This window comes from Pseudomonas sp. ABC1, assembly GCF_013395055.1.
Taxonomy (GTDB): Bacteria; Pseudomonadota; Gammaproteobacteria; order Pseudomonadales; family Pseudomonadaceae; genus Stutzerimonas.
Map to the genome: position 1 here is coordinate 2,765,210 of NZ_CP058349.1, position 25,717 is coordinate 2,790,926.

At 61.7% G+C, this 25,717-nt stretch carries 18 protein-coding genes; 8 read left to right on the forward strand and 10 right to left on the reverse strand.

The genetic code is table 11. The features are described 5' to 3' along the window. The first annotated feature begins 18 nt into the window (after positions 1-18). Both HW090_RS12160 and HW090_RS12165 read left to right on the forward strand, forming a co-directional pair. Positions 19-729, forward strand: coding sequence for a response regulator transcription factor (locus tag HW090_RS12160; RefSeq protein ID WP_256930664.1), 711 nt, complete (start codon positions 19-21; stop codon positions 727-729). Between the two features lies 1 nt (position 730). Next, positions 731-2,065 (forward strand): sensor histidine kinase, encoded by a 1,335-nt coding sequence (locus HW090_RS12165; RefSeq protein WP_179113767.1) that lies wholly within the window; start codon positions 731-733, stop codon positions 2,063-2,065. Between the two features lie 160 nt (positions 2,066-2,225). Here the strand turns inward: HW090_RS12165 and HW090_RS12170 are convergent, their stop codons facing one another. After that, positions 2,226-4,355, reverse strand: a complete 2,130-nt coding sequence (locus HW090_RS12170; RefSeq protein WP_179113768.1) for a TonB-dependent receptor domain-containing protein — start codon at positions 4,353-4,355, stop codon at positions 2,226-2,228. A gap of 421 nt (positions 4,356-4,776) precedes the next feature. Then, on the reverse strand, positions 4,777-7,611 hold the full coding sequence (gene uvrA, locus HW090_RS12175) for an excinuclease ABC subunit UvrA (RefSeq protein WP_179113769.1): 2,835 nt from the start codon (positions 7,609-7,611) through the stop codon (positions 4,777-4,779). 362 nt (positions 7,612-7,973) lie between these two features. Between uvrA and HW090_RS12180 the strand changes: the two genes are divergently transcribed. The 4 genes from HW090_RS12180 to HW090_RS12195 all read left to right on the forward strand — a co-directional run bounded on the left by HW090_RS12180 (position 7,974) and on the right by HW090_RS12195 (position 11,946). Then, positions 7,974-9,341 carry an MFS transporter gene (locus HW090_RS12180; protein ID WP_179113770.1) on the forward strand — a complete coding sequence of 456 codons (1,368 nt, stop codon included), beginning with the start codon at positions 7,974-7,976 and terminating at the stop codon, positions 9,339-9,341. 149 nt (positions 9,342-9,490) lie between these two features. Next, positions 9,491-9,994 carry a single-stranded DNA-binding protein gene (locus tag HW090_RS12185; RefSeq protein WP_179113771.1) on the forward strand — a complete coding sequence of 168 codons (504 nt, stop codon included), beginning with the start codon at positions 9,491-9,493 and terminating at the stop codon, positions 9,992-9,994. A gap of 145 nt (positions 9,995-10,139) precedes the next feature. Continuing rightward, a complete protein-coding gene (locus HW090_RS12190; RefSeq protein WP_179113772.1) occupies positions 10,140-11,024 on the forward strand; it encodes a sugar nucleotide-binding protein in 885 nt (294 codons plus the stop codon). Then, positions 11,017-11,946 (forward strand): NAD-dependent epimerase/dehydratase family protein, encoded by a 930-nt coding sequence (locus tag HW090_RS12195; protein ID WP_179113773.1) that lies wholly within the window; start codon positions 11,017-11,019, stop codon positions 11,944-11,946. The genes HW090_RS12190 and HW090_RS12195 overlap by 8 nt, the downstream gene beginning before the upstream one ends. 154 nt (positions 11,947-12,100) lie before the next feature. Here the strand turns inward: HW090_RS12195 and HW090_RS12200 are convergent, their stop codons facing one another. The 6 genes from HW090_RS12200 to HW090_RS12225 all read right to left on the reverse strand — a co-directional run bounded on the left by HW090_RS12200 (position 12,101) and on the right by HW090_RS12225 (position 17,563). Next, the gene (locus tag HW090_RS12200) at positions 12,101-13,519 is read right to left on the reverse strand and encodes an IS1182 family transposase (protein ID WP_179113774.1); all 1,419 of its coding nucleotides are present in this window, start codon (positions 13,517-13,519) and stop codon (positions 12,101-12,103) included. Between the two features lie 115 nt (positions 13,520-13,634). After that, on the reverse strand, positions 13,635-14,306 hold the full coding sequence (locus HW090_RS12205) for an OmpW family protein (protein WP_179113775.1): 672 nt from the start codon (positions 14,304-14,306) through the stop codon (positions 13,635-13,637). 126 nt (positions 14,307-14,432) lie between these two features. After that, a complete protein-coding gene (locus tag HW090_RS12210; protein ID WP_179113776.1) occupies positions 14,433-14,945 on the reverse strand; it encodes a DUF3299 domain-containing protein in 513 nt (170 codons plus the stop codon). Positions 14,946-14,953: 8 nt separating this feature from the next. Further along, positions 14,954-16,222: an ABC transporter permease gene (locus HW090_RS12215; protein ID WP_179113777.1), complete on the reverse strand. Its 1,269-nt coding sequence runs from the start codon at positions 16,220-16,222 to the stop codon at positions 14,954-14,956. A gap of 2 nt (positions 16,223-16,224) precedes the next feature. Next, entirely contained in the window at positions 16,225-16,953 is a 729-nt protein-coding gene (locus tag HW090_RS12220) for an ABC transporter ATP-binding protein (protein WP_179113778.1), read from the reverse strand. Between the two features lie 31 nt (positions 16,954-16,984). Continuing rightward, entirely contained in the window at positions 16,985-17,563 is a 579-nt protein-coding gene (locus tag HW090_RS12225) for a DUF2796 domain-containing protein (protein WP_179113779.1), read from the reverse strand. Between the two features lie 206 nt (positions 17,564-17,769). Between HW090_RS12225 and HW090_RS12230 the strand changes: the two genes are divergently transcribed. Further along, on the forward strand, positions 17,770-19,341 hold the full coding sequence (locus HW090_RS12230; protein ID WP_179113780.1) for an EAL domain-containing protein: 1,572 nt from the start codon (positions 17,770-17,772) through the stop codon (positions 19,339-19,341). 80 nt (positions 19,342-19,421) lie between these two features. Here HW090_RS12230 and HW090_RS12235 read toward each other — a convergent pair whose 3' ends face one another. Both HW090_RS12235 and rarD read right to left on the reverse strand, forming a co-directional pair. Further along, the gene (locus HW090_RS12235; protein ID WP_179113781.1) at positions 19,422-21,596 is read right to left on the reverse strand and encodes a malate synthase G; all 2,175 of its coding nucleotides are present in this window, start codon (positions 21,594-21,596) and stop codon (positions 19,422-19,424) included. Between the two features lie 402 nt (positions 21,597-21,998). Continuing rightward, positions 21,999-22,889, reverse strand: a complete 891-nt coding sequence (gene rarD / locus HW090_RS12240; protein WP_179113782.1) for an EamA family transporter RarD — start codon at positions 22,887-22,889, stop codon at positions 21,999-22,001. Between the two features lie 520 nt (positions 22,890-23,409). Here rarD and katG point away from each other — a divergent pair. Beyond that, positions 23,410-25,632, forward strand: coding sequence for a catalase/peroxidase HPI (gene katG, locus HW090_RS12245; RefSeq protein WP_179113783.1), 2,223 nt, complete (start codon positions 23,410-23,412; stop codon positions 25,630-25,632). Positions 25,633-25,717 lie beyond the last annotated feature (85 nt).

Consider the following 25,717-nt stretch of genomic DNA (forward strand, 5'->3'; position numbering starts at 1 on the left):
TTACCGATGCGAAATGTCATGCAGCCGACTTTCAAGATGTCCCCGAAGATATTGCTGGTCGAAGATGATCCTGTCCTTGGCCCTCACCTGTTCGAGCATCTTGGCCAGAGGGGCGCCCAGGTTACTTTTCTGAGCGATGGCGAGCAGGCACTGCGCTGTGTCCAGTCGCAACCCTTCGATCTGGTGCTGATGGATATCCTGATGCCAGGGCTCAGCGGTTTGCAGGTGCTGGAGGTGCTTCGCCGTGAGCAAGGTGTGCCGGTCATTCTGATGTCGGCGCTGGGTGATGAAGAGGATCGTATCGCCGGTTTCAGCCAGGGGGCCGATGATTATTTGCCCAAGCCTTTCAGCCTGGTGGAAATGGATGTCCGCATCGACGCGATCTTTCGGCGGGTGGCAATGGAACGCGGAGAGTCCGCAGTCAGCAAGCATGACCCTGAATTGGTGTTCGACGAAGCGCGGAGCGATATCTGCCATAACGGGCAGTGGGCAAAGCTGACACCGACCGAGTACCGCCTGATGGAGACCTTCTCGCAGAATGCCGAGGAGGTCCTGAGCAAGCCGTTTCTCTACCAGCAAGTGCTACATCATGGCTATTCACGTTACGACCGCAGCCTGGACATGCACGTGAGCAATGTGCGCCGCAAGTTGCAGGCTATCGGTTATACGCACCAACGCGTCGAGTCGGTGTGGGGCAAGGGTTACCTGTTCACCCGTCCGAGTAACTGAGATGCCAGGCATTCACTCGCTGTTGTGGAAGCTGGCCGGGGTACTGGGTATTTTCTGCCTGTTGCTGTTGAGCTTGCACATGGATCTGGGCAAGCGGATCAATGAAGCGACTTCGCGCCTTTCCGAGGAGGCCAAGGCAGAGCTGACCGCTTATGCGCAGGAAGCCGAGGCCGCCTGGCGAACCAAGGGCACAGTTGGTGTCGACGCCTATCTCGCTGACTTTCAGGCGCGGGAGAAGGTGTGGGCGGTGGTGGTGGACGAGCACCAGCGCTCGTTGTCCTCCAGGCCCTTGAGCGAGGAGGAGTGGATGCGGCTGAGCTTCATACGCCAGCTCGACTGGACGATGGGGCGCCCGGATGGCTGGCCGACGGTCTACATCCCATTCAGCGATGGCGTGTCGCGGCTGGTCATGGATTTGCCGCAGCGCTTCAATCCGAAAGAGTCCAGGGCGTTGCTGAGTATCCTGCTGCAGCAGGTGCTGCCGGTATGCCTGGCGATCCTGTTGGGCGCCCTGTTGTACCGCGTGCTGATCGCTCCCCTGGGTGTGCTGCGGCGCCAGGCCAATGCATTGCATGCCGATGACCTGAGTGCGCGTGCTGGTGCTGTGGCGATGCGACGGGATGAGTTGGGCGAGTTGGCCCGGGCGCTCGATCACATGGCTGAGCGTTTGGATCATACCGTCACGTTCCAGCGCCAATTGTTATGCGACCTTTCGCATGAGTTGCGCACTCCTCTCAGCCGCTTGCGCGTGGCGGGAGAGCAGGAACTGGACCTGCCCACACTGAAGCAACGCCTGGAGCGTGAAGTGGCAGGGATGGAACGGCTGGTTGGCGATACTCTGGAACTGGTCTGGCTGGATACCGAGCGGCCGCAGTTGCCGTTGGAACTGGTGGACGTGGCACGTCTATGGGATGTGTTGTGTGAGAACGCCTGCTTCGAGTCGGGCTGGGCCCAGGAGCGGTTGGCGTGTGAGCTGCCAGAAGAGTGCCAGGTCTTGGGTAGCCTGAATGGTCTGGCCCAGGCTCTGGAGAATATCTTGCGCAATGCGATTCGGCATTCTCCTGCCGGGGGAACGGTGTGTCTGTCCGGGCGGCGCGAGGGTGACTGCTGGCATCTATGGATTGACGATCAAGGGCCAGGTGTTGCGGAGGACGCACTGGAGCGTATTTTCAGGCCGTTCACCCGCCTGAACAGGGCGCGGCCCGGTGGTGATGGCTTTGGACTGGGACTGTCGATTGCAAGAGGGATGGTGGTCTTGCAAGGGGGCGATGTATGGGCCGAAAACCGTTCGCCAGGTCTGCGGCTGCATGTGCGGTTGAAAGCATACGGCGTGTGAGCCAGCTCTCATCGATGGAAATCAGCCCCGGAGACGGAGTGACCATGCGCCGGTGCGTGGATGCTGCTCTTGCGAGGGATATGGATGAGCCGCAAGCGGGACTCGATGTCTGCTGGCGGTTCATCCATCCGGGCTTCCCCGGCGTTATCTTCGCAAAGACCTAGAAGCTCGCAGTCAAGGTAACGAAGTAGCGACGCCCCGGCGTGTAGAAGTTGTTTCCGGTATTCGATACGCCATTGGGATCACGGTCGAACAGGTTAGTGATCCCTGTATTGACGTGGAAGTTTCTGTTGACTCTATAGCCCAGGCCCAAGTCGAAAATGGTGTAGCCCGACTGAATGCGCTGGCTGCCGCTCTGTCCGGACTGATTGGCTTCGCGCCAGTCGAGGCCGACTTGCTTGCTGAGATACTGGGCTTGCAGGGAGGTGTTCAATGCATCATTGATCGTCCAGTCGAGCATCGAGGCGATAGACAGCTCAGGCGTCACGCTCAGGGGCGCGCGGTATCCAGAGGCATCCTTGCGTTTTTCTTCCGCTTCCAGCATGTGCGTGACATTGGTGCGCCACAGCAGGTTCTCTACGACGGGAACGGTTATGTTGCCTTCGATGCCCCGAATGACAGCATCGCCCGCATTGTAGTTTTCATAGAAGTGCTGCCCGTTGAGCAGCCCAACATAGCGGGTTGCAATCTTGTTCTCGAAGTCGCTGTGGAAGAATGTCAGGCCTGCTTCCCAGAGGTCACGTTCCCAGCCGACGCCCAGTTCCCAGTTCTTGCTGATTTCCGGCTCGAGATCAGCACTGCCACGGGTACTGCACGGGGCGAATCCACCTGCACAGCCAGCGCCCTGGGACTGACCTACGAAGTTGGGATTGGACTGCCGTAGTGTCGGCGCCTTGAAGCCTTCGGAGTAGCCGCCGCGCAAGGTCCATTCATAGCTCGGGTGATAGACCACGTAGGCACGCGGGCTCACACGGGAGTCAAAGTCGTCATGGTCATCGAAGCGTGCGCCCAGGGTCAGGATCAGGTCGTCACGCAGGAACAACTGGTCTTCGGCATACAGTGACTTGCTGTGCGTTTCCTTGTAGGAAAGACCGAGCACGCCCTCCGCATTCGGCACCGAGCCAACCGAGTTCGGATTGTCCAGCTCATTGCGTTGCCATTGTGCGCCGAGCGTCAGTGACTGTTCGACGCCAAGGCTGAAAGGTGCGGTAACGCTGCCATCCACGACCAGATCGGTGGCAACCGCTTCGGTCGGGACATTGCCTGCATTGACGTTGTTGACAATCACGGGCCCCGTCGTCTTGTTCCGGTACTCAGTACGATTGATCGAAAGCTTGGAGGTCGCAAAACCGTGACCGCCGGCATAACTCAGGCCGAATTCCTCACGGTCCATTTCCCTTGGGCCGCGTGTCGAGGCATTGGCCGTGGGGTTGCTGCCAGCGGCGTTCGGGCCCGGCAGCGTGCGTCTTTCGGCCTTCTGGTAGTGCAACGACAGCTCGTGGTCTTCTGTGATGTCCCAGCTCAACTGGCCGCCGAATGAGCGCAGCTTGCTCCCTTCACGGCCGCCGCCCCAGCGGAACGCGCTGCGGTCGGCAGGCAATTCGCTGTCGGGTTGTTGATAGGTCTGCTCGCCATTGAGGCTCAGTCGCAGGCCGTCCATCAGTGGGCCCCTGAGCGAGAAGCCACCGGTGTAGTCATTGCCACGGATCGAGCTTTCATCGATCACGGCATTCGCGCGGGCCGACCCTTCCCAGAACGATCCGGCCTTCTTGGTAATGATGTTGATGACGCCACCCATGGCATCCGCGCCGTAGAGCGAAGACATCGGGCCTCGGATGATCTCGATTCGCTCGATGGATTCCGGCGGTATCCAGTTCACCTCGTTCCGGCTGTAGCGGTCATAGGTTTCCTTGGAGCTGCCGACGCGGCGCCCATCCACGAGCAGGAGGGAGTAGCCTTGCGGCAGGCCACGGATCTGAATGCTGGTGCCGCCATCGGGCGTGGTCGCGACCGACAGTCCAGGCGCTCTTTTCAGAATATCGTTCAGGTCGGCGGAGGGTATCTTCTGGATGTCCTCGGCCGTGATGACGGTCACGCTGGCAGGCGCATCGCGCACATCCACTGCATTCGCAGAGGCCGTGACGACGGTAGAGTTCAGCTCCAGCACTTGCTCAGCATTTTCGGCGGCGTACAGGTTGATTGAGCCGCCAGCCATGACTGTCGCGATCAAGGCGCCCAATAGGGGGCTCTGTCGCTTCTCGAAGTGCCCCTGGATCGTGCGTTGTCTCATGAAACGTCTCCTTGTTGAATCAGTGTTGGGTCGCCATCGGGTGGCGTTGTCTGTCGTTCCCGGTTTTTTCGACGTATGGGTACAGAACACGGCCAGGCGTCATTGGCCATGCGAGAAATCGATGGGTCGTGGTCGGGAAGAGGTGGCATGCCGCAACGCTCATTCGACGGTGAGTCAATGAGCTGGCGCGTGGATGGCGCATCGGGGGCCGGGTTTCCATCTCTGCCGCCATTGCGATGACAAGAGAATGGTATGGATTGCTATTTGCCAGTAAATGTAATTTACAACCTATACATTTTGGCGGTGGCTCGCGGCGGGAGAGGCCGGGATAGACAAGGTGCGTGGCGAATGAGCCAGGGCGCTCCGCTCATCCAGACGGCAATTCGCCTGGATGAGCGTGCAGTGCGGGGGCGAAGCTGAGTCAGCTCCGGTCGCGTTCCAGCAGTGGGCCGAGGAAGTGCCCGGTGTGGGAGGCGGGGTTGGCCGCAACGTCTTCCGGGGTGCCGGTGGCGATGATCTGGCCGCCGCGCGAGCCGCCCTCGGGGCCGAGGTCGACCAGCCAGTCGGCGGTCTTGATCACATCCAGGTTGTGCTCGATCACCACCACGGTGTTGCCGTGGTCGCGCAGCCGGTGCAGCACGTCGAGCAGTTGCTGGATATCGGCGAAGTGCAGGCCGGTGGTCGGCTCGTCGAGGATATACAGCGTCTTGCCGGTGTCGCGCTTGGACAGCTCGCGGCTCAGCTTGACGCGCTGCGCCTCGCCGCCGGAAAGGGTGGTCGCGCTCTGCCCCAGCTTGATGTAGGACAGGCCGACGTCGATCAGCGTCTGCAGCTTGCGCGCCACCGCTGGCACCGCGTCGAAGAAGGCGCGGGCGTCCTCGATGGTCATCTCCAGCACTTCGTGGATGTTCTTGCCCTTGTACTTCACTTCCAGGGTTTCGCGGTTGTAGCGCTGGCCCTTGCACACGTCGCAGGACACGTAGACGTCCGGCAGGAAGTGCATCTCCACCTTGAGCACGCCATCGCCCTGGCAGGCTTCGCAGCGGCCACCCTTGACGTTGAACGAGAAACGCCCCGGCCCGTAGCCGCGCGAGCGGGCTTCCGGCACGCCGGAAAAGAGTTCGCGGATTGGTGTGAACAACCCGGTGTAGGTGGCCGGGTTGGAGCGCGGGGTGCGACCGATCGGGCTCTGGTCGATATCCACCACCTTGTCCAGGTGTTGCAGGCCATCGAACGAGTCGTGTGGGGCGACTTCCAGGCTGCTGGCACCGTTCAGCGCGGTGGCGGTGATGGGGAACAGCGTGTTGTTGATCAGCGTCGACTTGCCCGAGCCGGATACGCCGGTGACGCAGGTCAGCAGGCCAACCGGGATTTCCAGGTCGACGTTGCGCAGGTTGTTGCCGCGCGCACCTTTGAGTTTCAGTAGCTTCTTGCGGTCGCGCGGGGTGCGCTGGGCCGGGTAGCGGATGCGCTCGACGCCCGACAGGTACTTGCCGGTCAGCGAGTCCGGATTGGCCATGACTTCTGCCGGCGTGCCTTCGGCGACGATACGGCCGCCATGTACGCCGGCGCCGGGGCCGATGTCCACCACGTAGTCGGCCATGCGGATGGCGTCCTCATCGTGTTCGACCACGATCACCGTGTTGCCCAGGTTGCGCAGGTGGTTGAGGGTCGCCAGCAGGCGCTCGTTGTCGCGCTGGTGCAGGCCGATGCTCGGCTCATCGAGGATATACATCACGCCCACCAGGCCGGCGCCGATCTGGCTGGCCAGGCGGATACGCTGCGCTTCGCCACCGGAGAGGGTGTCGGCGCTGCGGTCGAGGGTCAGGTAGTCGAGGCCGACGTTGACCAGGAACTGCAGGCGCTCGCGGATTTCCTTGAGGATCTTGTCGGCGATCTGTCCACGCTGGCCGCTCAGTTGCAGGCCGGCGAAGTAGTCACTGGCATCGCCCACCGGCAGCCGTGTGACGGCCGGCAGGGTTTTCTCGCCGACCCACACATGGCGCGCCTCGCGGCGCAGGCGTGTGCCGTTGCAGTCCGGGCAGGGCTGGGTGCTGAGGTACTTGGCCAGTTCCTCGCGGACGCTGTTGGATTCGGTTTCGCGGTAGCGCCGTTCGAGGTTGGGCACGATGCCTTCGAACGGGTGCGAGCGGGTGACGATGTCGCCGCGGTCGTTCAGGTAGCGGAACTCCACGCTGTCCCGGCCACTGCCATGCAGGATGGCCTTCTGCTGCGCGGCTGACAGCGAGTCGAAAGGCTCGTCCAGGCTGAATCCGTAATAGGCCGCCAGCGAGCCAAGCATCTGGAAGTAGTAGACGTTACGCCGGTCCCAACCACGAATGGCACCCTCGGCCAGGGTCAGCTCACCGTTGACCAGACGCTTGGCGTCGAAGAATTGCTTTACGCCCAGGCCATCGCAGGTCGGACAGGCGCCGGCCGGGTTGTTGAAGGAGAACAGCTTGGGTTCCAGCTCGCTGATCGAATGGCCGCAGACCGGGCAGGCGAAGCGTGCGGAGAAGATGATTTCCTCGGCATCGTCATCGTCCATGGGCGCGACCAGGGCAATACCGTCAGCCATGTTGAGTGCCGTTTCGAAGGATTCGGCCAGGCGTTGCTGCAGGTCGGCGCGGACCTTGAAGCGGTCGACCACCACATCGATGGAATGCTTCTTCTGTTTGTCCAGCTTGGGCACTTCGTCCAGCTCGTACAGGCGGCCATTGACCCGTACACGCACGAAGCCCTGCGCGCGCAGTTCGTCGAAGACCGCCAGGTGTTCGCCCTTGCGCTCGCGGATCACCGGGGCCAGCAACATGCGCTTGCTGCCTTCGGGCAATGCCAGCACCTGATCGACCATCTGGCTGACGGTCTGCGCTTCCAGCGGGGTGTCGTGGTCGGGGCAGCGTGGCGTACCGACGCGGGCGTAGAGCAGGCGCAGGTAGTCGTAGATTTCGGTGATGGTGCCGACGGTGGAGCGTGGGTTGTGCGAGGTGGACTTCTGCTCGATGGAGATCGCCGGCGACAGCCCCTCGATGGTGTCGACATCGGGTTTTTCCATCATCGACAGGAACTGTCGGGCATAGGCTGACAGTGATTCGACATAACGGCGCTGGCCTTCGGCATACAGGGTGTCGAAGGCCAGGGAGGACTTGCCCGAACCGGACAGGCCGGTGATCACGATCAGCTTGTCGCGTGGCAGGGTCAGGTCGATGTTCTTCAGGTTGTGGGTGCGTGCCCCACGAATCAGGATCTTGTCCACGGCTGCCTCGCGGCGGGGGAAAACGCGCGAGTATAAAGCAGCTTCAAGTCGCAAGCTTCAAGCAAGCGTCCGAAGGCGGGGCAATTGCGTCATGCCTGTGGGGGAGTGCTTTACGACTGGATGGGCAATCTTGTCTCTGCGCCGAGTAAAGCGTACGCGTGGTCTCTGGCGCGGTGCTCGCAACGCCACACACGTCGGGACAGCCGATGGATCGCCGCAAACTTACTTGCCCATCCGGTTTCACGATGCTCCGTATCCGCAAGGTTTCGCCGTGTGACAGTGGGGTGCGGCAAGTTGGACGCCTGTGCCATGCCCATGATGGCTGTTAGAATCGCTGCCGGTTCAATTCAGGCGAGATGTCGATGCAGGATCCATACAACGAGCGCATGAGCGCTGGCGAAATGCGTGCCGCGGGTGGCCTGTCGCTGGTGTTCGCGTTTCGCATGCTCGGCATGTTCATGGTGCTGCCTGTTCTCGCGACCTATGGCATGGGACTGGAAGGCGCCACGCCAGCGCTGATCGGTCTGGCCATTGGTGCCTATGGCCTGACCCAGGCCGTTTTGCAGATTCCGTTCGGCATCCTTTCCGACCGTATCGGGCGCTTGCCGGTCATCTACGGCGGCTTGCTGGTGTTCGCGGCGGGCGCGGCACTGGCCGCTTGTGCCGACTCGATCTGGGGCGTCATCGCCGGGCGTATCCTGCAGGGTGCTGGCGCCATCTCCGCTGCGGTCATGGCGCTGCTGTCCGACCTGACCCGTGAGCAGCATCGCACCAAGGCGATGGCCATGATTGGCATGAGCATCGGCCTTTCGTTTGCCGCCGCGATGGTCATGGGGCCGTTGCTGACACGCTATTTCGGGCTGGCCGGGCTGTTTTGGGTGACGGCGGTGATGGCCCTGTTGGGCATCTTCATCATGCTCGCCATGCCGAAGGCGCCTGTGCGTTTGAGTCACCGCGAGTCTGCCGTAGCACGCCAGGCGCTGGGGGCGACGTTGCGCAATGGCGATCTGCTGCGCCTGGATTTCGGCATCCTGGTGCTGCATGCCGTGCTCATGTCCAGCTTCGTTGCCTTGCCCCTGGCGCTGGTCGATCAAGGCATGCTGCCCAAGGAAGAACACTGGTGGGTCTACCTGACGGCCTTGCTCGCGGGTTTCGTCGCGATGATTCCGTTCATCATTTACGGCGAGAAGAAGCGCCGGATGAAGCGCGTCCTGACCGGCGCGGTCGCGACGCTGCTGTTGTGCGAGCTGTTCTTCTGGCTGAGCGGTGTGGGGTTGGTCGGGCTGGTACTGGGCATGGTGATCTTCTTCGCCGCGTTCAACCTGCTTGAAGCGTCCCTGCCTTCATTGATCAGCAAGGTGGCGCCGGCTGCGGGCAAGGGGACGGCCATGGGGGTCTATTCCACCAGCCAGTTCCTCGGTGCCGCACTGGGGGGCATCCTCGGCGGCTGGCTGTATCAGCTCGGCGGCCTGCCCGTCGTTTTTGCCGGCTGTGCGCTGTTGTGTCTGGCCTGGCTGGTCGTGGCCATGAGCATGCGTGAGCCGCCCTATGTCACCGGGGTACGCCTGGCGCTATCGGACGCCGCGTTGCGCAATGAGCAATTGGCTGCACAGTTGCTGGCCGTGCCGGGCGTCTCCGATGCCGTGGTGATTGCCGATGAGGCGGCGGCCTATCTCAAGATCGATACACGGACCCTGGACCGAGAGGCCGTCGATCGACTGATATCGTGAACGAGTTCCAATACCGCTCATATACAGCCGGGCGCGGCATGGTCCGCTCTCGGCTGCTCATGTAGTATTCACGACTAAAGCGCCGTCCATGCCACCCGTATGCGACTCGGCAGCAGATCCACTTCAAATTATTCGAAAAGGAGCCACCCATGGCCCGTGGGGTTAATAAAGTCATTCTGGTGGGTACCTGTGGACAGGACCCGGAAACCCGCTACCTGCCCAATGGCAATGCGGTCACCAACCTGAGCCTGGCCACCAGCGAGCAGTGGACCGACAAGCAGAGCGGCCAGCGTGTCGAGCGTACCGAGTGGCACCGTGTCTCCCTGTTCGGCAAGGTCGCGGAGATCGCCGGTGAATACCTGCGCAAAGGTTCGCAGGTCTACATCGAAGGCAAGCTGCAGACCCGCGAGTGGGAAAAGGACGGCATCAAGCGCTACACCACCGAGATCATCGTCGACATGCAGGGCACCATGCAGCTGCTGGGCGGGCGTAACAACGATGCGGGCGAAGGTGGCGCGCCACGGCAGCCTCGCCCGGCCGCAGCTCCGCGTCCGCAGGCCAGCCAGCCGCAACAACCCGCCCAGCCTCAGCAGCGCCCAGCGGCCCAGCCGGCCCAGGATTACGACAGCTTCGATGACGATATCCCGTTCTGAGGCTTGCCAGCGGGTCGTTGAGAACCCTGGGCGCAGTTGCCCAGGTCGTTTTCGGGGGCTTGCCTGAAGTGCGTTTCGTCCTGTTTTAGCGAAGCTTCACCGTGGGCACAAGCCCACTCCGGGTTCTGGAGTAGACCGTACCACCATGCACATGCGCCTGATGCTATTGGGCGGCGGCAATGCCTTGGGGCAGGCGCTGATCCGTCAGGGAGCCGAGCAGAACGTCGGCTTTCATGCCCCGCGTCCGCCGGAAGGTGGCTGGGACTCCAGCCACCTGACCGCGCTGCTCGATGAGCACCGGCCGGAGGCGCTGGTCAACCTCGCCTATTACTTCGACTGGTTCCAGGCCGGCCAGGTTACCGATGATGTGTTGGCCCAGCAGGAGCAGGCGATCGAGAGACTGGCCGAGCTGTGCCAGCACCATGGCGTGATCCTGTTGCAGCCATCGAGCTACCGCGTCTTCGATGGTGCGCGGACGACGGCGTATGCTGAAACCGATGACGTGGCGCCACTGGATAATCGCAGCCAGGCGCTCTGGCGGATCGAGCAGACGGTGCGTTCACTGTGCCCAAGGCATGTCCTGCTGCGCCTGGGCTGGCTGCTGGACGATAGTCCGAATGGCATCCTTGGGCGTTTCCTCCAGCGTCTCGAGCATACTTCTGCTGTCTTTCTGGCCGATGACCGGCGCGGCAACCCTACGCCAGTGGACGATGCGGCGCGGGTGATCCTGGCGATACTCAATCAGCTCGACTGCCAGGCCCCGCTGTGGGGCACCTATCACTATGCCGGGCATGAGGCGGCGACGCCGCTGGTCGTCGGGCAGGCGATGTACGCGGAGGCAGCCAAGCATCGGCAGCTGCAACTGCACGAACTGACGCCGCGGGCGCATGCGGACTTCCCTGATGCGGCGACCGAGCCGCAGCATGGTGTGCTGGCTTGCCGGAAAATTCTCAATACCTTTGGCATCAAGCCCCGTGCCTGGCGCACAGGGCTGCCGAGCCTGGTGGAACGTTATTACCGACATGACTGATTTTCCCGTTCTGGTGACCGGTGGCGCCGGTTTCATTGGCTCGCATCTGGTCGATGCCCTGCTGGCGCAAGGGCGTGCCGTTCGGGTGCTGGACAACTTCTCCACGGGCAAGCACGGCAATCTTCCCAGGCATGAGTGCCTGCAGGTGATCGAGGGCGACGTGGCCGACCTGGCGCTGGTGCGGCAGGCGGTCCAGGGTTGTTCGGCCGTGGTGCACCTGGCTGCTGTGGCCTCGGTTCAGGCTTCGGTGGACGACCCGGTGGGAACGCACCAGAGCAACCTGATCGGCACGCTGAACCTCTGCGAATCGATGCGCGAGTACAATGTGCGCCGCGTAGTCTTTGCCTCCAGCGCGGCGGTGTACGGCAACAACGGCGAGGGCGAGTCGATCGTCGAGGACACACCGAAGTCGCCCCTGACACCCTATGCCGCAGACAAGCTGGCCAGCGAGCATTACCTGGACTTCTATCGCCGCCAGCATGGGCTGGAGCCGGCGATCTTCCGTTTCTTCAATATCTTCGGCCCGCGCCAGGACCCTTCCTCTCCCTATTCCGGCGTAATCAGCATTTTCACCGAGCGCGCTCGCAATCGGCTGCCCATCACCGTGTTCGGCGATGGCGAGCAGACCCGGGACTTCGTCTATGTGGCGGACCTGGTGGAGATCCTGTTACAGGCGCTGGACGCACCTGAGCTGGAGGTCGGGGCGGTCAATCTCGGTCTCGGCCGTACCACCAGCCTGAATCAGTTGCTGACTGCTATTGGAGATGTGCTGGGCGGTCTGCCCCCGGTGACCCATGCCGATGCACGATCCGGCGATATCCGCCATTCACGCGCGAACAATGCGCGCCTGTGCCAGCGCTATCGGCTGCCTGAGCCAGCGACCAGTGTGCGTGAAGGGTTGAAGGCGTTGCTCGAGGCTTGAGCGGCAGGCCGCATGGGCCGTTTTACGAGTCGTTCGAGTAACGGATACACAAAGAAAAGGCGCCTTGCCAGACTGTGTGAAAACACACTGGCAGGCCTTAAACCAAACGCCCCGACTTGTTCGGGCGTTTGTTTTTTGTACTGGAAAAGGCCTTTTAGCCTATCAACTGCACCATTTTCCGAATGCCCAGAACGCTGATTGCTCGTTTGAGGTTGTAGGCAGTAGTTGCCAAGGCCATTTCAGCCCTAGCTCCATCAAGTTGTCGTAGCAAGAACCGCCCATTTCCAAATAGCCATTGCTTGAGGTTGCCAAATGGATGCTCGACGATGGACCTGCGTCGCACCATCATCTCTGGGTGCAATTCCATCCTCTGCTCCATACGCTCGAAAGCTTCTTCCTGCGCGTGACGCGAGACATAGCGGCGCTGAGCTGTCGTGCATTGGGTTTTCAGTGCGCACGCTGTACAGTCGCTAACCGCTGCCTGATAGATCCGGCTGCCTTTTGAGCACTGTTTCAGGCTTAGCAACTTGCCTGCCGGGCATTGATACCGATCCTGTTCGGTATCGTAGGTAAAGTCCTTTCGCCCGAAGAGTGCTTCTCCGCCTGGATTAGAGGTTCTGCTTGGTGGTACGTATGCCGTAATGGATACGTCCTCGCATGCTTGAAACTGCTGAGCATTCGAGTAGCCCATATCCGCTGTGACCGTCAGAGCGTCCTGCTCCAGATGCGCCTTGGCAGCTTTCGCCATTGGCTCGAGCTGTTTACGGTCGTCACTGTCCTGAGTCACCTCGTGGTGCAAAATCAGACAGTGCTCGGCGTCGACAGCGGACTGCACGTTATAAGCAACACGCGGCCCCTTTGGTGTACGCATCATTCGGGCATCGCTTTCATGCGTGTTGAACTGTTCCAGATCCATAGACTCCATCAAGGCTTGGCAGCTTCGATTGTCCCGTTGCTTGGACTCCAGCTTCACCAAGGCCGCCTTGATCGCGTTGCGATCAATCACTTGCTCTGCTTCAGCCTTGTCTGCAGCGTCCAGCTCGGCCAGATATTGGGCGATGCGCTTATCCAGCTTTTCATCCTGTCGCTTGAGCTGACTTAAGCTCAAATGGCGGCGAGAGGACGCTACTGCTTGAAATTTACTGCCATCAATCGCTACCAAATCACCAGCAATCAGGCCAGCAGATCGACAGAACTGTACAAAGGTTCGGCACGTAGAAACGAACGCGGCTTTGTTGTTCTTGCGAAAATCAGCAATGGTCTTGAAGTCGGGCTTGAGCCGATTGATCAACCACATCACTTCAATGTTGCGTTGGCATTCTGTTTCAAGACGCCGTGACGAGCGGATGCGTTGAAAATAGCCGTAGAGGTAGAGTCTTAGATGATCGGCAGGGTCGTAAGAGGGGCGTCCAGTCGCCTTGGGCTGGGCTTTGTCAAAACCTAGGTGCCCTAGATCCAGACTGGCAACATACAGGTCGATGACACGAACGAGATGATCCTCAGGGATTAGTTCTTCCAGCGAGACAGGGAACAGACTGGTCTGGTTACGGGACTCCCCTTGGATATAGGCCATAACAAAAAATGCTCCGTATCTTACGATCCGGAGCATTTTCTTAAAGCACCAAGCAGATTGCTAGGTTTTCACACAGTCTGTTGCGGCGCCTTTTCTGTTTCTGCGAACGGTGTCGTCAGAATTTGTAGCCGAGGCCGACCATGTAGACGAAGGGGTCTACGTCTACGTCTACACGCACAGGTGTTGTGCCGAGCGAGGTCTTACCTGTGGTTTCAATGTCGATGTAGCGAAGCTGTGCATTGAGCAGGATTTTGTCAGTCAGTTGATAGTCCAGGCCAAGTTGCGCAGCCCAACCCCAAGAGTTATCGAGGTCCAGCCCTTGCAGGCCAGCGGTTTTGGCTTTGCTGCCCAGGGACTCATCGAAGAACCATGTGTAGTTGATACCGGCGCCAACATAGGGTTGGAAGGCTGAGTTACCGCCCAGTGGGTAGTAGACAACGCTCAGGGTCGGTGGCAGGTGCTTGATATCGCCCAGTTTACCGTCGTAGCCCAGTGCAGGAATCTTGGCCCCTACTTCATGGGAGAACGGGGTGGCGGCCAGAAGCTCGATACCGAACTTGTCGGTCAGCATATAGGCAAAGTTCAAGCCCAATTGAGTATCGCTGTTCAGTGTGGCCTTGCTACCAGCAAGGTCCGCGCCGCCTGCTTTGACAAGCGAGCTGTCTTCACGCGGATCAACGGTAATCGCACCAGCGCGGACGATAATGTCGCCGGCCTGGTGGGCTTGGGCAATGGGGGCTGCAATGGCGAGGGCCAGGGCGGAAGCGGCGAACAATGTCTTGCGCATGGGTAACTCCAGTGAGTCTTGGCAGTACTAAGGTGTTAGTTATCTTAGGGGCCTATGTATCTGGAGTCTTGATCCAGCTCAATAGATGCCGGTGCCATGCGGTGGCGGTATGACGCAGTGGTGTTTTTAGCGGGGGAGTTCGTAGGGATAGATTTTCTGCGCCTCCATTCGATAACCCGCTTCGGCCAGCTCGCTGCTGGCATGTTCGACCCGCAGGGGGCCTTCGATCCAGAACGGCTGGTAGAGCGCATCGACTCGTACACCCAGCTCGCTGACCGCATGCACGATCTGGTTGGAAGGCGGCGGCGGAACATGGATGCAGGCACCGAAGTAGGGCACCAGCAGGAACTCGGTGACGCGGCCTTCCTCACTCATGTCCAGCGGGACGATATAGCCGGGCAGCTTCACCTGCACCCCGTCGAGGGCTTCCACCACTGGTGCGGCGGGTGACTGCTGCTGCATGGCCGGCCCGCTCTCGGCGATCAGCGCATCGGCCAGTCGGGACAGGTCGTGAATGGGGATGGGCGGCGGTGGCGGTGGGGCGCCGGGGGGTACCAGCTCTTCCCAGGTCAACTCGCGCGGCTCCCTGGCCAGGATCGGGAGCGTGACGAGCAACAGGGCGAGCAGGATGTATCGCATGCTTGTACTCACAGCCGGATCGACAGGCCATCGGCCAGCGACTGTCGATAAGCCTGCCAGGCCGGGATGCAGCCGATCAGCAATGCGGCCAGCAGAATGCCCCCCAACAGTTGCCATTCATAGAGGCTGGGCAGGCTGAAGGGTAGGTGGATGCCGTAGAGGCTCTGGAGCGTGCCTTGCGCCACGGCGATGCCGAGATAAAGCAGGGCCAGCCCGAGCAGGATGCCGGCCAGCGCAGTGCCGAAGGCCTCCGCGAGCAGCAGCCCGGCGATGTGCCGGGGGCGAGCGCCCACCGAGCGCAGGATGGCCATCTCCCGGCGGCGTTCGTTGAGGCTGGTGAGAATGGCCGTGAGCATGCCCACCAGACCGACCAGCACGACGAACAGCGAGACGACGAACAGGGCCTGCTCAGCCGTGCCCATCAACCCCCATAGCTCCTGCAGGGCCACGCCGGGGAGGATCGCCAGCAGTGGTTCGCCACGGAACTGATTGATCTCGCGTTGCAGGGCGAATGTCGCAATACGGCTGTCCAGCCCCAGCAGGACGGCGGTGATCTGTTTCGGCTGCAAGTCCATCTGGCGTGCCTGTTCGGCGCTGACCCTCGCATTGCCACGTGCCGGCATGCCGTTCTGCCAGTCGACATGCAGGGCTTCCATGCCTTCCAGTGAGATGTGCAGCGTGCGGTCGACCGGCGTACCGGTACGTTGCAGGATGCCGACGACCCGGAAGGGTTTGTCGTCGTGCTGCACCAGGCTGATGCTGGCCACGCCATGGGCCAGGACGATGTCCTCGCCCAGCTCGTAGCCGAGAGCACTCGCCACTTCCGCACCCAGCACCACTTCGAAGGGATCATCGTCGCTGAAGCGTCGGCCTTCGGTCATTTCCAGCGGGTGTTTGCGAGCATAGCGGTAGTGCTCGAAGTAGCCGGTACTGGTGCCCAGCACCCGGTAGCCACGGTGCGAGTCTCCCAGGGAGATCGGAACGGTCCAGGCCACGCGAGGGTGCGCGGCGAGCTGCTGATAGCTGTCCCAGCGAATGTTGTTGGTGGCGTTGCCGATGCGAAAGACCGAGTAGAGCAGCAGGTTGATCGAACCTGAGCGGGCGCCAACGATCAGGTCGGTGCCGCTGATGGTGCTGGCGAAGCTGGCGCGGGTTTCACTGCGGATACGCTCGACCGAGAGCAACAGGCAGACCGAAAGGGCGATGGCGAAAATGGTCAGCAGTGCGGTGAAGCGGCGGTTGGCCAGGCTGGCCATGGCGAGGCGTAGCAGGTGCATGCTCAGTGTTTCCCCGTCAGGCTGGCGCGGTTCAATTCCATCAGCGACAGGCTGCGGTCGAACAGGGGCGACAGGCTCTGGTCATGGCTGACGAACAGAAGGGTGGCGTTGGCACTGCGGCATTCCTCGAACAGCAAATGCAGGAATGCGCTCCGGGTATCGCTGTCGAGGGCCGAGGTCGGCTCGTCGGCGATCACCAGTTCGGGCTGGCCGATCAGGGCGCGCGCCGCAGCGACCCGTTGCTGCTGGCCGATGGACAGGGCTTCTGCACGGCGCAGATGCAGGGCCGCTGGAAGCCCGAGGCGGACCAGTAGATGACAGGCTGCTTCCTCCGGTGTGCCATGGCGCTGGCGCGCCCGTTCACTGCGCAGGCGTGAGAACCGGCAGGGCAGCAGCACGTTCTCGCGCACGGAAAGAAAGGGCAGCAGGTTGAATTGCTGGAAGATATAGCCCGTGTGATCGACCCTGAAGCGGTCTCGCGCACCTGAAGATAGCTGGCTCAGATCCTGCCCCAGCAGGCGGACACTGCCCCGGCCAGGGCTGCTGACACCGCCAAGCAGCCCCAGCAGTGTGGTCTTGCCGCTCCCCGAGGGGCCTTTGAGAAACAGGCTTTCACCCCGGGAAAGCCGGAAGCCGGGTATGTCCAGCAACGTTGGCTGGTTTGGCCAGGCAAACTCCAGGTTTTCGAGTTCCAGCAGGGTAGAAGGCAACGGTGTTTCTGAGGGATGCATGGGGATGTCCAAGCTGGGTGTTCCAAGCCTATCAGAACGGGATTCGGCTTTTGCCCGGGATTGTTTCCAGGCCTTGCTGCCCGGATGGGTCAATCAACTGGACTGTGATCTTCTCCGTGCCGGGGAAGGTCTGGAAGAACGTTGCCAGGTCCAGGCCCTGCAAGGCGGTGGGCGTCTGGCAAAGGAAGCTGTAGCTGGCTTCGATATCGGTGTGGGAATGCCCCTTGGCATGATCACTGTGGTCATGGTCATGGTCATGGTCATGGTCATGGTCATGGTCATGGTCATGGAAAAGCGGGCTGTGCAGGTGCTGTGCAGACAGTGAGCACCCCGCTTGTGCCGGGAGCGCGAAGAGTTTTTCGGGTGACTGTAAGTGTTGGCGTGCCTGGGCCAGCGCGTTGCGTTCGCTGGCATTGGCAGGTGGGCGCTCGAAGCCGACCAGGTTGATGGCGGGGCTGTTCAAGGCGATATCCAGTTGCTTGCCTTCCAGGGCGACATCGAGTGTCGCAACGCCGTGCTCGTGCGTGCCCAGACTGTCGTGCGCTGGGTGTTCGTGGGCTTGAACCAATGCCAGGGGTAGAAGAGACAGGGCGATCAATAGGCGGTGCATGGGAGTTTCCAATTGAGTTTTTAGTACGTTATAACAGGTTTTTAGAAGTGTCATGCCCACAGGTCGATAAACGTGGGGGAAGATGGGCTGTCGCCAATGCCCGCGGACGCCATCCTGTGCCATTATTTCCGGCATCAGATGTCAGTGCAGTTTCGGATGGCCAGCCTCAAGGGGCCTGTCCGGTGTAACAAGCGGGCGAGGCAGGAATGGGCAAGAAAGACCTGGTCGGATGGACGTATGGATTACCGCTCGTTGCATTGCTGCTAGGCGCCATTTTGGCGCTGTTGGGCGCGCAGGTGATTCTGGTACAGCAGGACCGCGCACGGCTCGATGAGTACGCGAGCAGCCTGCTGGGCAGGGCAATGGAGGTTGCCACGGTCAGCTCAGAGCTGTTGCAGCGGGTGCCGCAGGTCGGGCAGGCGCGCTGTGGCGAGGAGGACATCGCCGAGCTGCGTGTGCTGGCGTTCAAGTCGCGCCTGTTGCGCGATGTCGGGCGCGTCAGTGACGGGCATATTGAATGCACGGCTGGCTGGGGGCGGCTCGTCCCGCCGGTGGCGTTGCCGCCGCCCAGCCTGGAGACGCCCAGGGGGGTAAAGCTCTGGACCTCGGTGGGCAATATCGTCGACCCGCGTATTGTGGCCGACATGGCCAATGTCGGTGATGTGATCGTATTCACCTCGCCGAATGCCTTCGAACTGTTCGAAAAGCCGCCTGCCGGGATCAGTGCCCTGGTGCTCAACCGCCGTGGTGATCACGTTTTTCAGCGCTTTGGCAATGCCGCGGGTTTGCAGGACGTGAAGTCCGTGGATCGCGCCTCTGTGCTGGGGCGTAGCCAGATCATTCATCGCTGCGGGGCGTCCGGCTGGGATGTGTGCGTGACAGCCCGCTACCACGGCATCAGCATCTTCAAGCATTCCCTGGCGCTGTTCGCCGGCGTTGCCGGACTGGGCGGGCTGGCCGGTGCCGGTATAGGGCTGGCGCTGGCTGCCTGGCACCGCGAACGGCATTCGCTGGCGATGCAACTGCGCCGGGCGCTGTTGTATGGCGGGTTGCATATCCATTACCAGCCGCTGGTCCGGCTGCGTGACCGGCAAATGGTCGGGGTGGAGGCGCTGGCCCGTTGGGAGGATGAAGAGGGTGAAGGCGTCAGTCCGGACGACTTCATTCCCATGGCCGAGCATATGGGGCTTATGACGTCATTGAGCCGACAGATCGTACGCAAGGCCCTGGACGGTGTTCGCGAGCGTCTGGCGGACGCGGGCAGTTTCTATATCAGCATCAACCTGACGGCCGCCAATATCGCCGACCCCGAATTCCATGCCTTCCTCCAGCGGGAACTGGCCAGTCGTGGCATTTCACCCAGCCGGGTGGCACTGGAAATCACCGAGCGTTCGACCGCCAAGCACTGTCACCTGATCGAGGGTATCGAAGCGTTGCGTGCGCTGGGCTACCGCATCTACGTGGATGATTTTGGTACGGGCTATTCCAGCCTGTCCTACCTGGCCGAATTGCCCATCGATGCGATCAAGGTCGACAAGATGTTCACCCGTGCCATCGGCAGCGGTTCGGCCACGGAGCGGATCGTCGAGCAGATTTGCGCGATGATCGAGCCGCTGGGGATCGGCCTGGTGGTCGAAGGCATCGAAACGGAGCAGCAGGCGACCTGCGTGCAGGCCATCGCCGCAGATGCGGTAGGGCAAGGGTGGCTGTTTGGGCGCCCGGTGACGGCGGACAGGCTGGGCGAGAGTGCCGAGGTGGATCACCCGCCCTCCACATAAGGCAGATATGAAAAAGCCGCTGCCTTGTGAGCAGCGGCTTTTCGTTCAATTGCCTGCCAGCAGACAGGCAAGCACTACACTTACAGGCCGTTCTTGGCTTTGAACTCGCGACGGCGGCGATGCAGGACCGGCTCGGTGTAGCCGTTCGGCTGCTTGGTGCCTTCGAGGACCAGCTCCAGCGCAGCCTGGAAGGCCACGTTGTTGTCGAAGTCCGGTGCCAGCGGGCGGTAGATCGGGTCGGCGGCGTTCTGCTTGTCGACCACCACTGCCATGCGCTTGAGGCTTTCCAGCACCTGCTCGCGGGTCACCACGCCATGGCGCAGCCAGTTGGCGATGTGCTGGCTGGAGATACGCAGGGTGGCACGGTCTTCCATCAGCGCGATGTCGTTGATGTCTGGCACCTTGGAGCAGCCGACACCCTGGTCGATCCAGCGAACCACGTAGCCGAGGATGCCCTGGGCGTTGTTGTCCAGCTCCTTGCGCTTGTCCTCTTCGCTCCAGTCGGTATTGGGCGCCAGCGGAACGGTGAGGATGTCGTCGATGGAGGCGACTTCGCGCTTGGACAGTTCGACCTGGCGGGCGAACACGTCGACCTTGTGGTAGTGCAGCGCGTGCAGGGTGGCGGCGGTCGGCGACGGAACCCAGGCGGTGTTGGCGCCGGCGTTCGGGTGGCCGATCTTCTGTACCAGCATTTCCGCCATCAGGTCGGGCATGGCCCACATGCCTTTGCCGATCTGCGCACGGCCCGGCAGGCCGGTGGCCAGGCCGACGTCGACGTTGTTGTTCTCGTAGGCAGCGATCCACTTGGCGCCCTTGATCTCACCCTTGCGGATGAACGGGCCCGCTTCCATGGAGGTGTGGATTTCGTCGCCGGTGCGGTCGAGGAAGCCGGTGTTGATGAACACAACGCGCTCGCTGGCGGCCTTGATGCAGGACTTCAGGTTGACCGTGGTGCGGCGTTCCTCGTCCATGATGCCGACTTTCAGCGTGTTGCGGGTCAGGCCCAGTACATCCTCGACACGGCCGAACAGTTCGCTGGCGAACGCGACTTCTTCCGGACCGTGCATCTTCGGCTTGACGATATAGACACTGCCGGTACGGCTGTTGACGCGGCTGGTATTGCCCTTGAGGTTGTGGATGGCGATCAGGCTGGTGAACAGGCCATCGAGAATGCCTTCCGGCACTTCGTTGCTGTCGCGATCGAGGATCGCGTCATTGGTCATCAGGTGGCCGACGTTACGGATGAACAGCAGCGAACGGCCATGCAGGCTGATCTCGCCACCGTTGGCGCCGGTGTAGACGCGATCCGGGCTCAGGGTACGGGTGATGCGCTTGCCGCCCTTTTCCATCTCTTCGGACAAGTCGCCTTTCATCAGGCCGAGCCAGTTGCGATAGACCAAGGTCTTGTCGTCGGCATCGACGGCGGCGACGGAGTCTTCGCAGTCCATGATGGTGGTCAGGGCCGATTCCAGCAGTACATCCTTGACGCCAGCAGCATCGGTCTTGCCGATCGGGCTGTTGGGGTCGATCTGGATTTCGAAGTGCAGGCCGTTGTGCTTGAGCAGCACCGCGCGCGGTGCGCTGGCATCGCCCTGGTAGCCGAGCAGTTGGGCGTTGTCTTTCAGGCCGCTGGTGCCATCTTTCAGGGCAACTTGCAGCTTGCCGCCTTCGATACGGTAGGCGGTGGCGTCGCGGTGGGAGCCGCTTGCCAGCGGGGCCGCTTCATCGAGGAAGGCGCGAGCGAAGGCGATGACCTTGGCGCCGCGAACTTCGTTGTAGCCAGGGCCTTTGCTGGCGCCGCCTTCTTCCGAGATCGCATCGGTGCCGTACAGGGCATCGTACAGCGAGCCCCAGCGTGCGTTGGCGGCGTTCAGCGCAAAGCGCGCGTTCATGATCGGCACCACCAGTTGCGGGCCTGCCATGCGGGCGATTTCGTCGTCGACGTTCTGGGTCGTGGCCTGGAAGTCTTCCGCTTCCGGCAGCAGGTAGCCGATCTCTTGCAGGAACGCCTTGTAGCTCACGGCGTCGTGGGCCTGGCCGGCGCGAGCCTGGTGCCAGGCATCGATCTTGGCTTGCAGGTCGTCGCGCTTGGCCAGCAGGGCGCGATTCTTCGGCGCCAGGTCATGGATGAGTTGTGCTGCTCCGGCCCAGAAAGCCGAGACATCGACACCGGTGCCCGGGATCGCTTCGTTGTTCACAAAGTCATACAGGACTTTGGCGACCTGCAGGCCACCGACTTCAACGCGCTCAGTCATTACTCGCCTCACTTTATTCTTCAATTTCGCGCGGGCATTCGTTTTGTAGTCCGCGCGAACGGATACTACATGATGGAATCTGGAAAAGCAGTCCAGCATCCGTCGATGTTTTGCCATAACGATGGCGGAACGGTTTTTGGCACGATTCAGGACCGGCATCGACCGGGGTCGAGCAGGCCATTTCTCGTGGAACGGGCGCGGTTCGCGCTCCGGTACGTCGACGGAGGCTGTGATCCGTTGGCGCATGTTCCCCTGGAATCGCGGAGGATGACCGCAGGGGGGCAGGAGGTTCGCAAGGGCCGGTTTTTCACTTGTGGCGAGTCGGCTGTCTGGCGAGTGCAATCTATACCGACTGCCCCGCTCGACTGTCAAATAGGCCTTGGTCTAGGGTCTGCCGCGTGCTCAAGGCTTCGAGCGGTTTTTACGCAGCAGTCGCCAGGTATCGTAGCTGTAGACAGCCAGGCCGCTCCAGATGAAGAAGAACGCCATCTGTTTGTCCGCCGGGAAGGCTTCGCCGAATACCAGCACGGCGAATACCAGCAGCAGGGTGGGTGCGATGTACTGCATGAAGCCCAGCGTCGAATACGGCAGGTAGCGCGCCGCCGAGTTGAAGCAGAGCAACGGAATGAGGGTGACCGGGCCTGCCGCGATCAGCCAGAGCGCTTCCGGCGTCTGCCAGAACGCGGGTTCGGTGCTGGGGCCTGAGCCGAACAGCAGTACCCAGACGAGTGCTATGGGAAGCAGTAGCCAGGTTTCCACGACCAGCCCGGGCAGCGCCGCGACCGGTGCCATCTTGCGCAGCAGCCCGTAGACACTGAAGCTCAACGCCAGGGCCAGTGCGATCCAGGGCAACTGGCCGAGCGTCATAAGTTGCAGCCCGACGCCCCCGGCGGCCAGGAGCACGGCGACCCATTGGAGTGGCCGCAAGCGTTCACGCAGCACCAGCATGCCGAGCAGGATATTGACCAGGGGATTGATGTAGTAGCCCAGGCTGGCCTCGATGATATGACCATTGTTGATGGCCCAGACATAGATCAGCCAGTTGCCGGCGATCAGCAGCCCCGACAGGGTCAGTACCGCGAGCCGCCGAGGGTGGGCGAGCAGTTCGCGCCACCAGCCGGGATGTCGCCAGAACAGCAGCGCCAGGGCACCGAACAGCGCCGACCAGATGGCGCGCTGGGCGATGATCTCCAGGGCGCTGAATTGCCCCAGGGCCTTGAAGTAGAAAGGGAACAGCCCCCAGATGACGAATGTGGCGAGTGCCAGCAGATAGCCTTTGCGCAGGTCGCCCATGATCGGACCGTATTGTCGAGCGGGCGCCAATTGTGAACCTGCCGGGTGGCGTTGTCTGCGTACAGTCAGGGCTTTTCAGGGGATAACAGTCGGCACAGCGAGGCTTGTGGGCTGTCCACCAAAGGCGTGCATAGCCTTGTGGATAAGTTGGGGGGACTATCCTCCAGCGCAGTCATGGCAAGCGTTGGCGAGTGTTGGTTGAAAAATGATCATGGCTCGGAGGGTTTTCAACAGCCAGGGTGGATGGCGCTGTGGATAACCTTGGGGTGAAATGCTGCAGGCCTGTATTCGCTGCTATTTGCTGGGTGTGGCTGTTTTTTGAACAGTAATGGTTGGCGGTGGCATGTGGATAACGCCGGATCGTGCATGCCTGAATGCTTATTAATCGGTCGTAAGAGATAGAAACTATAGGGTTGTTTTGATTAATAAATTATCTCACTGATCAGCTGTCTCCTAGACTTGTCCCATGACTATCCCCTGCATGGGGCTGCTAGTTGATAACGTGATGAGGAGATAAGAAATGACTCAGAAGACCGAAGGGAAGTGCCCGTTCTCGAGTGGAGCCCCCAGGAATACCCCCGGACACAGCCTCGGTGGTGGTACTGGCAACCGTGACTGGTGGCCGAACCAGCTGCGTGTGGACCTGCTGAGCCAGCATTCGTCCAAGTCCAACCCGCTGGGTGAGGGCTTCGACTATGCCAAGGCTTTCCAGACGCTCGACTACGAGGCTCTGAAAGCCGACCTGCGCAAGTTGATGACCGACTCCCAGGACTGGTGGCCGGCCGACTTCGGCCACTATGGGCCGCAGTTCATTCGTATGGCCTGGCACTCCGCCGGCACTTACCGGATCGGCGATGGCCGTGGCGGCGCCGGACGTGGCCAGCAGCGCTTTGCCCCGCTCAACAGTTGGCCGGACAACGTCAATATCGACAAATCGCGGCGCCTGCTGTGGCCGATCAAGCAGAAGTACGGCCAGGCGATTTCCTGGGCCGACCTGATCGTGCTCACCGGCAACGTGGCGCTGGAGACCATGGGTTTTCGTACCTTCGGTTTCGCCGCCGGACGTGTCGACACCTGGGAGCCGGACAACGATGTCTACTGGGGGCGCGAGACCGAATGGCTGGCCACCAGCGACAAGCCGAACAGCCGTTACTCCGGCGATCGCGAACTGGAAAATCCGCTGGCCGCCGTGCAGATGGGCCTTATCTATGTGAACCCGGAAGGTCCGGACGGTAACCCCGATCCACTGGCGGCGGCCCGCGACATCCGCGAGACCTTCCACCGCATGGCGATGAACGACGAAGAGACTGTCGCGCTGATCGCCGGGGGGCATACCTTTGGCAAGACCCACGGTGCCGCGCCCGAATCGCACAAGGGCCCGGAACCGGCAGCGGCGGGCCTCGAAGAGCAGGGCATGGGCTGGAAGAGCGACTTCGGCAGCGGCAAGGCCGGCGATGCGGTCGGCAGTGGCCTGGAAGTGACCTGGACCACTACCCCGGCACGCTGGAGCAATGACTTCCTGGAAATTCTCTTCAAGTACGACTGGGAACTGACCAAGAGCCCGGGCGGTGCCCATCAGTGGCAGGCCAAGGACGCCGAGGCGATCATCCCCGATGCCCACGATGCCTCGAAGAAGCGTTTGCCGACCATGCTCACTACCGACCTGTCGCTGCGTTTCGACCCGGTCTACGAGAAGATCTCGCGGCGCTTCCTGGACAACCCGCAGGCGTTCGCCGAAGCCTTCGCCCGTGCCTGGTTCAAGCTGACCCACCGCGACCTGGGGCCGAAGTCGCGTTACCTGGGTCCGGAAGTGCCGAAGGAAGACCTGATCTGGCAAGACCCGCTGCCGGCAGCCACTCACCCGTTGATCGGGGACGCGGATGTCCGCGCACTCAAGGAGCGTGTCCTGGCCTCTGGCCTGACGGTGGCCGAGCTGGTCGGCACTGGCTGGGCCTCGGCCTCGACCTTCCGCGGCGGCGACAAGCGCGGTGGTGCCAACGGCGCACGCATTCGCCTGGCGCCGCAGAAAGACTGGGAGGTCAATCAGCCCGAGCAGCTCGCCAGGGTATTGAGTGTCCTCGAGGGTATCCGCAGCGAGTTCAATGCCACCGCCGTGGGCGGCAAGCAGGTGTCGCTGGCCGATCTGATCGTGTTGGCGGGCAACGCCGGTATCGAGCAGGCGGCGCGCAATGCCGGTCATGGTGTGACGGTGCCGTTCGTGCCGGGCCGTACCGATGCCAGCCTGGAGCAGACCGATGTCGAGTCTTTCACGTTCCTCGAACCGGTCGCCGATGGCTTCCGCAACTACCTGAAGGGCCGCTACAGCGTGCCGGCCGAGCACCTGCTGATCGACAAGGCACAACTGTTGACCCTGACCGCGCCGGAACTCACCGTACTGGTCGGCGGCCTGCGGGCGATCAACATCAATGTCGGCGGCGTGGCGACCGGCGTGTTCACTGACCGTGAGGGTTCGTTGAGCAACGACTTCTTCGTCAACCTGCTCGACATGGGCACGGCGTGGACGGCGGTGGAGGGCGATCCGGACCTGTTCGAGGGGCGCGATCGCACGACCGGCGAGTTGCGCTGGACCGGGAGCCGCGTCGACCTGGTGTTCGGCTCCAACGCGATCCTGCGCGCCCATGCCGAGGTGTATGCCAGTGCCGATGCGCAAGGCAAGTTCATCGAGGACTTCGTCGCGGCCTGGACCAAGGTGACCCATCTGGATCGCTTCGATCTGGCTTGAAACCGAGGTGCTTGAATGAAAAGGCCGGGCAGCGATGCCCGGCCTTTTCGTTGGCGTTTGTCCAGCATGGAATGTCTGTAGCGAG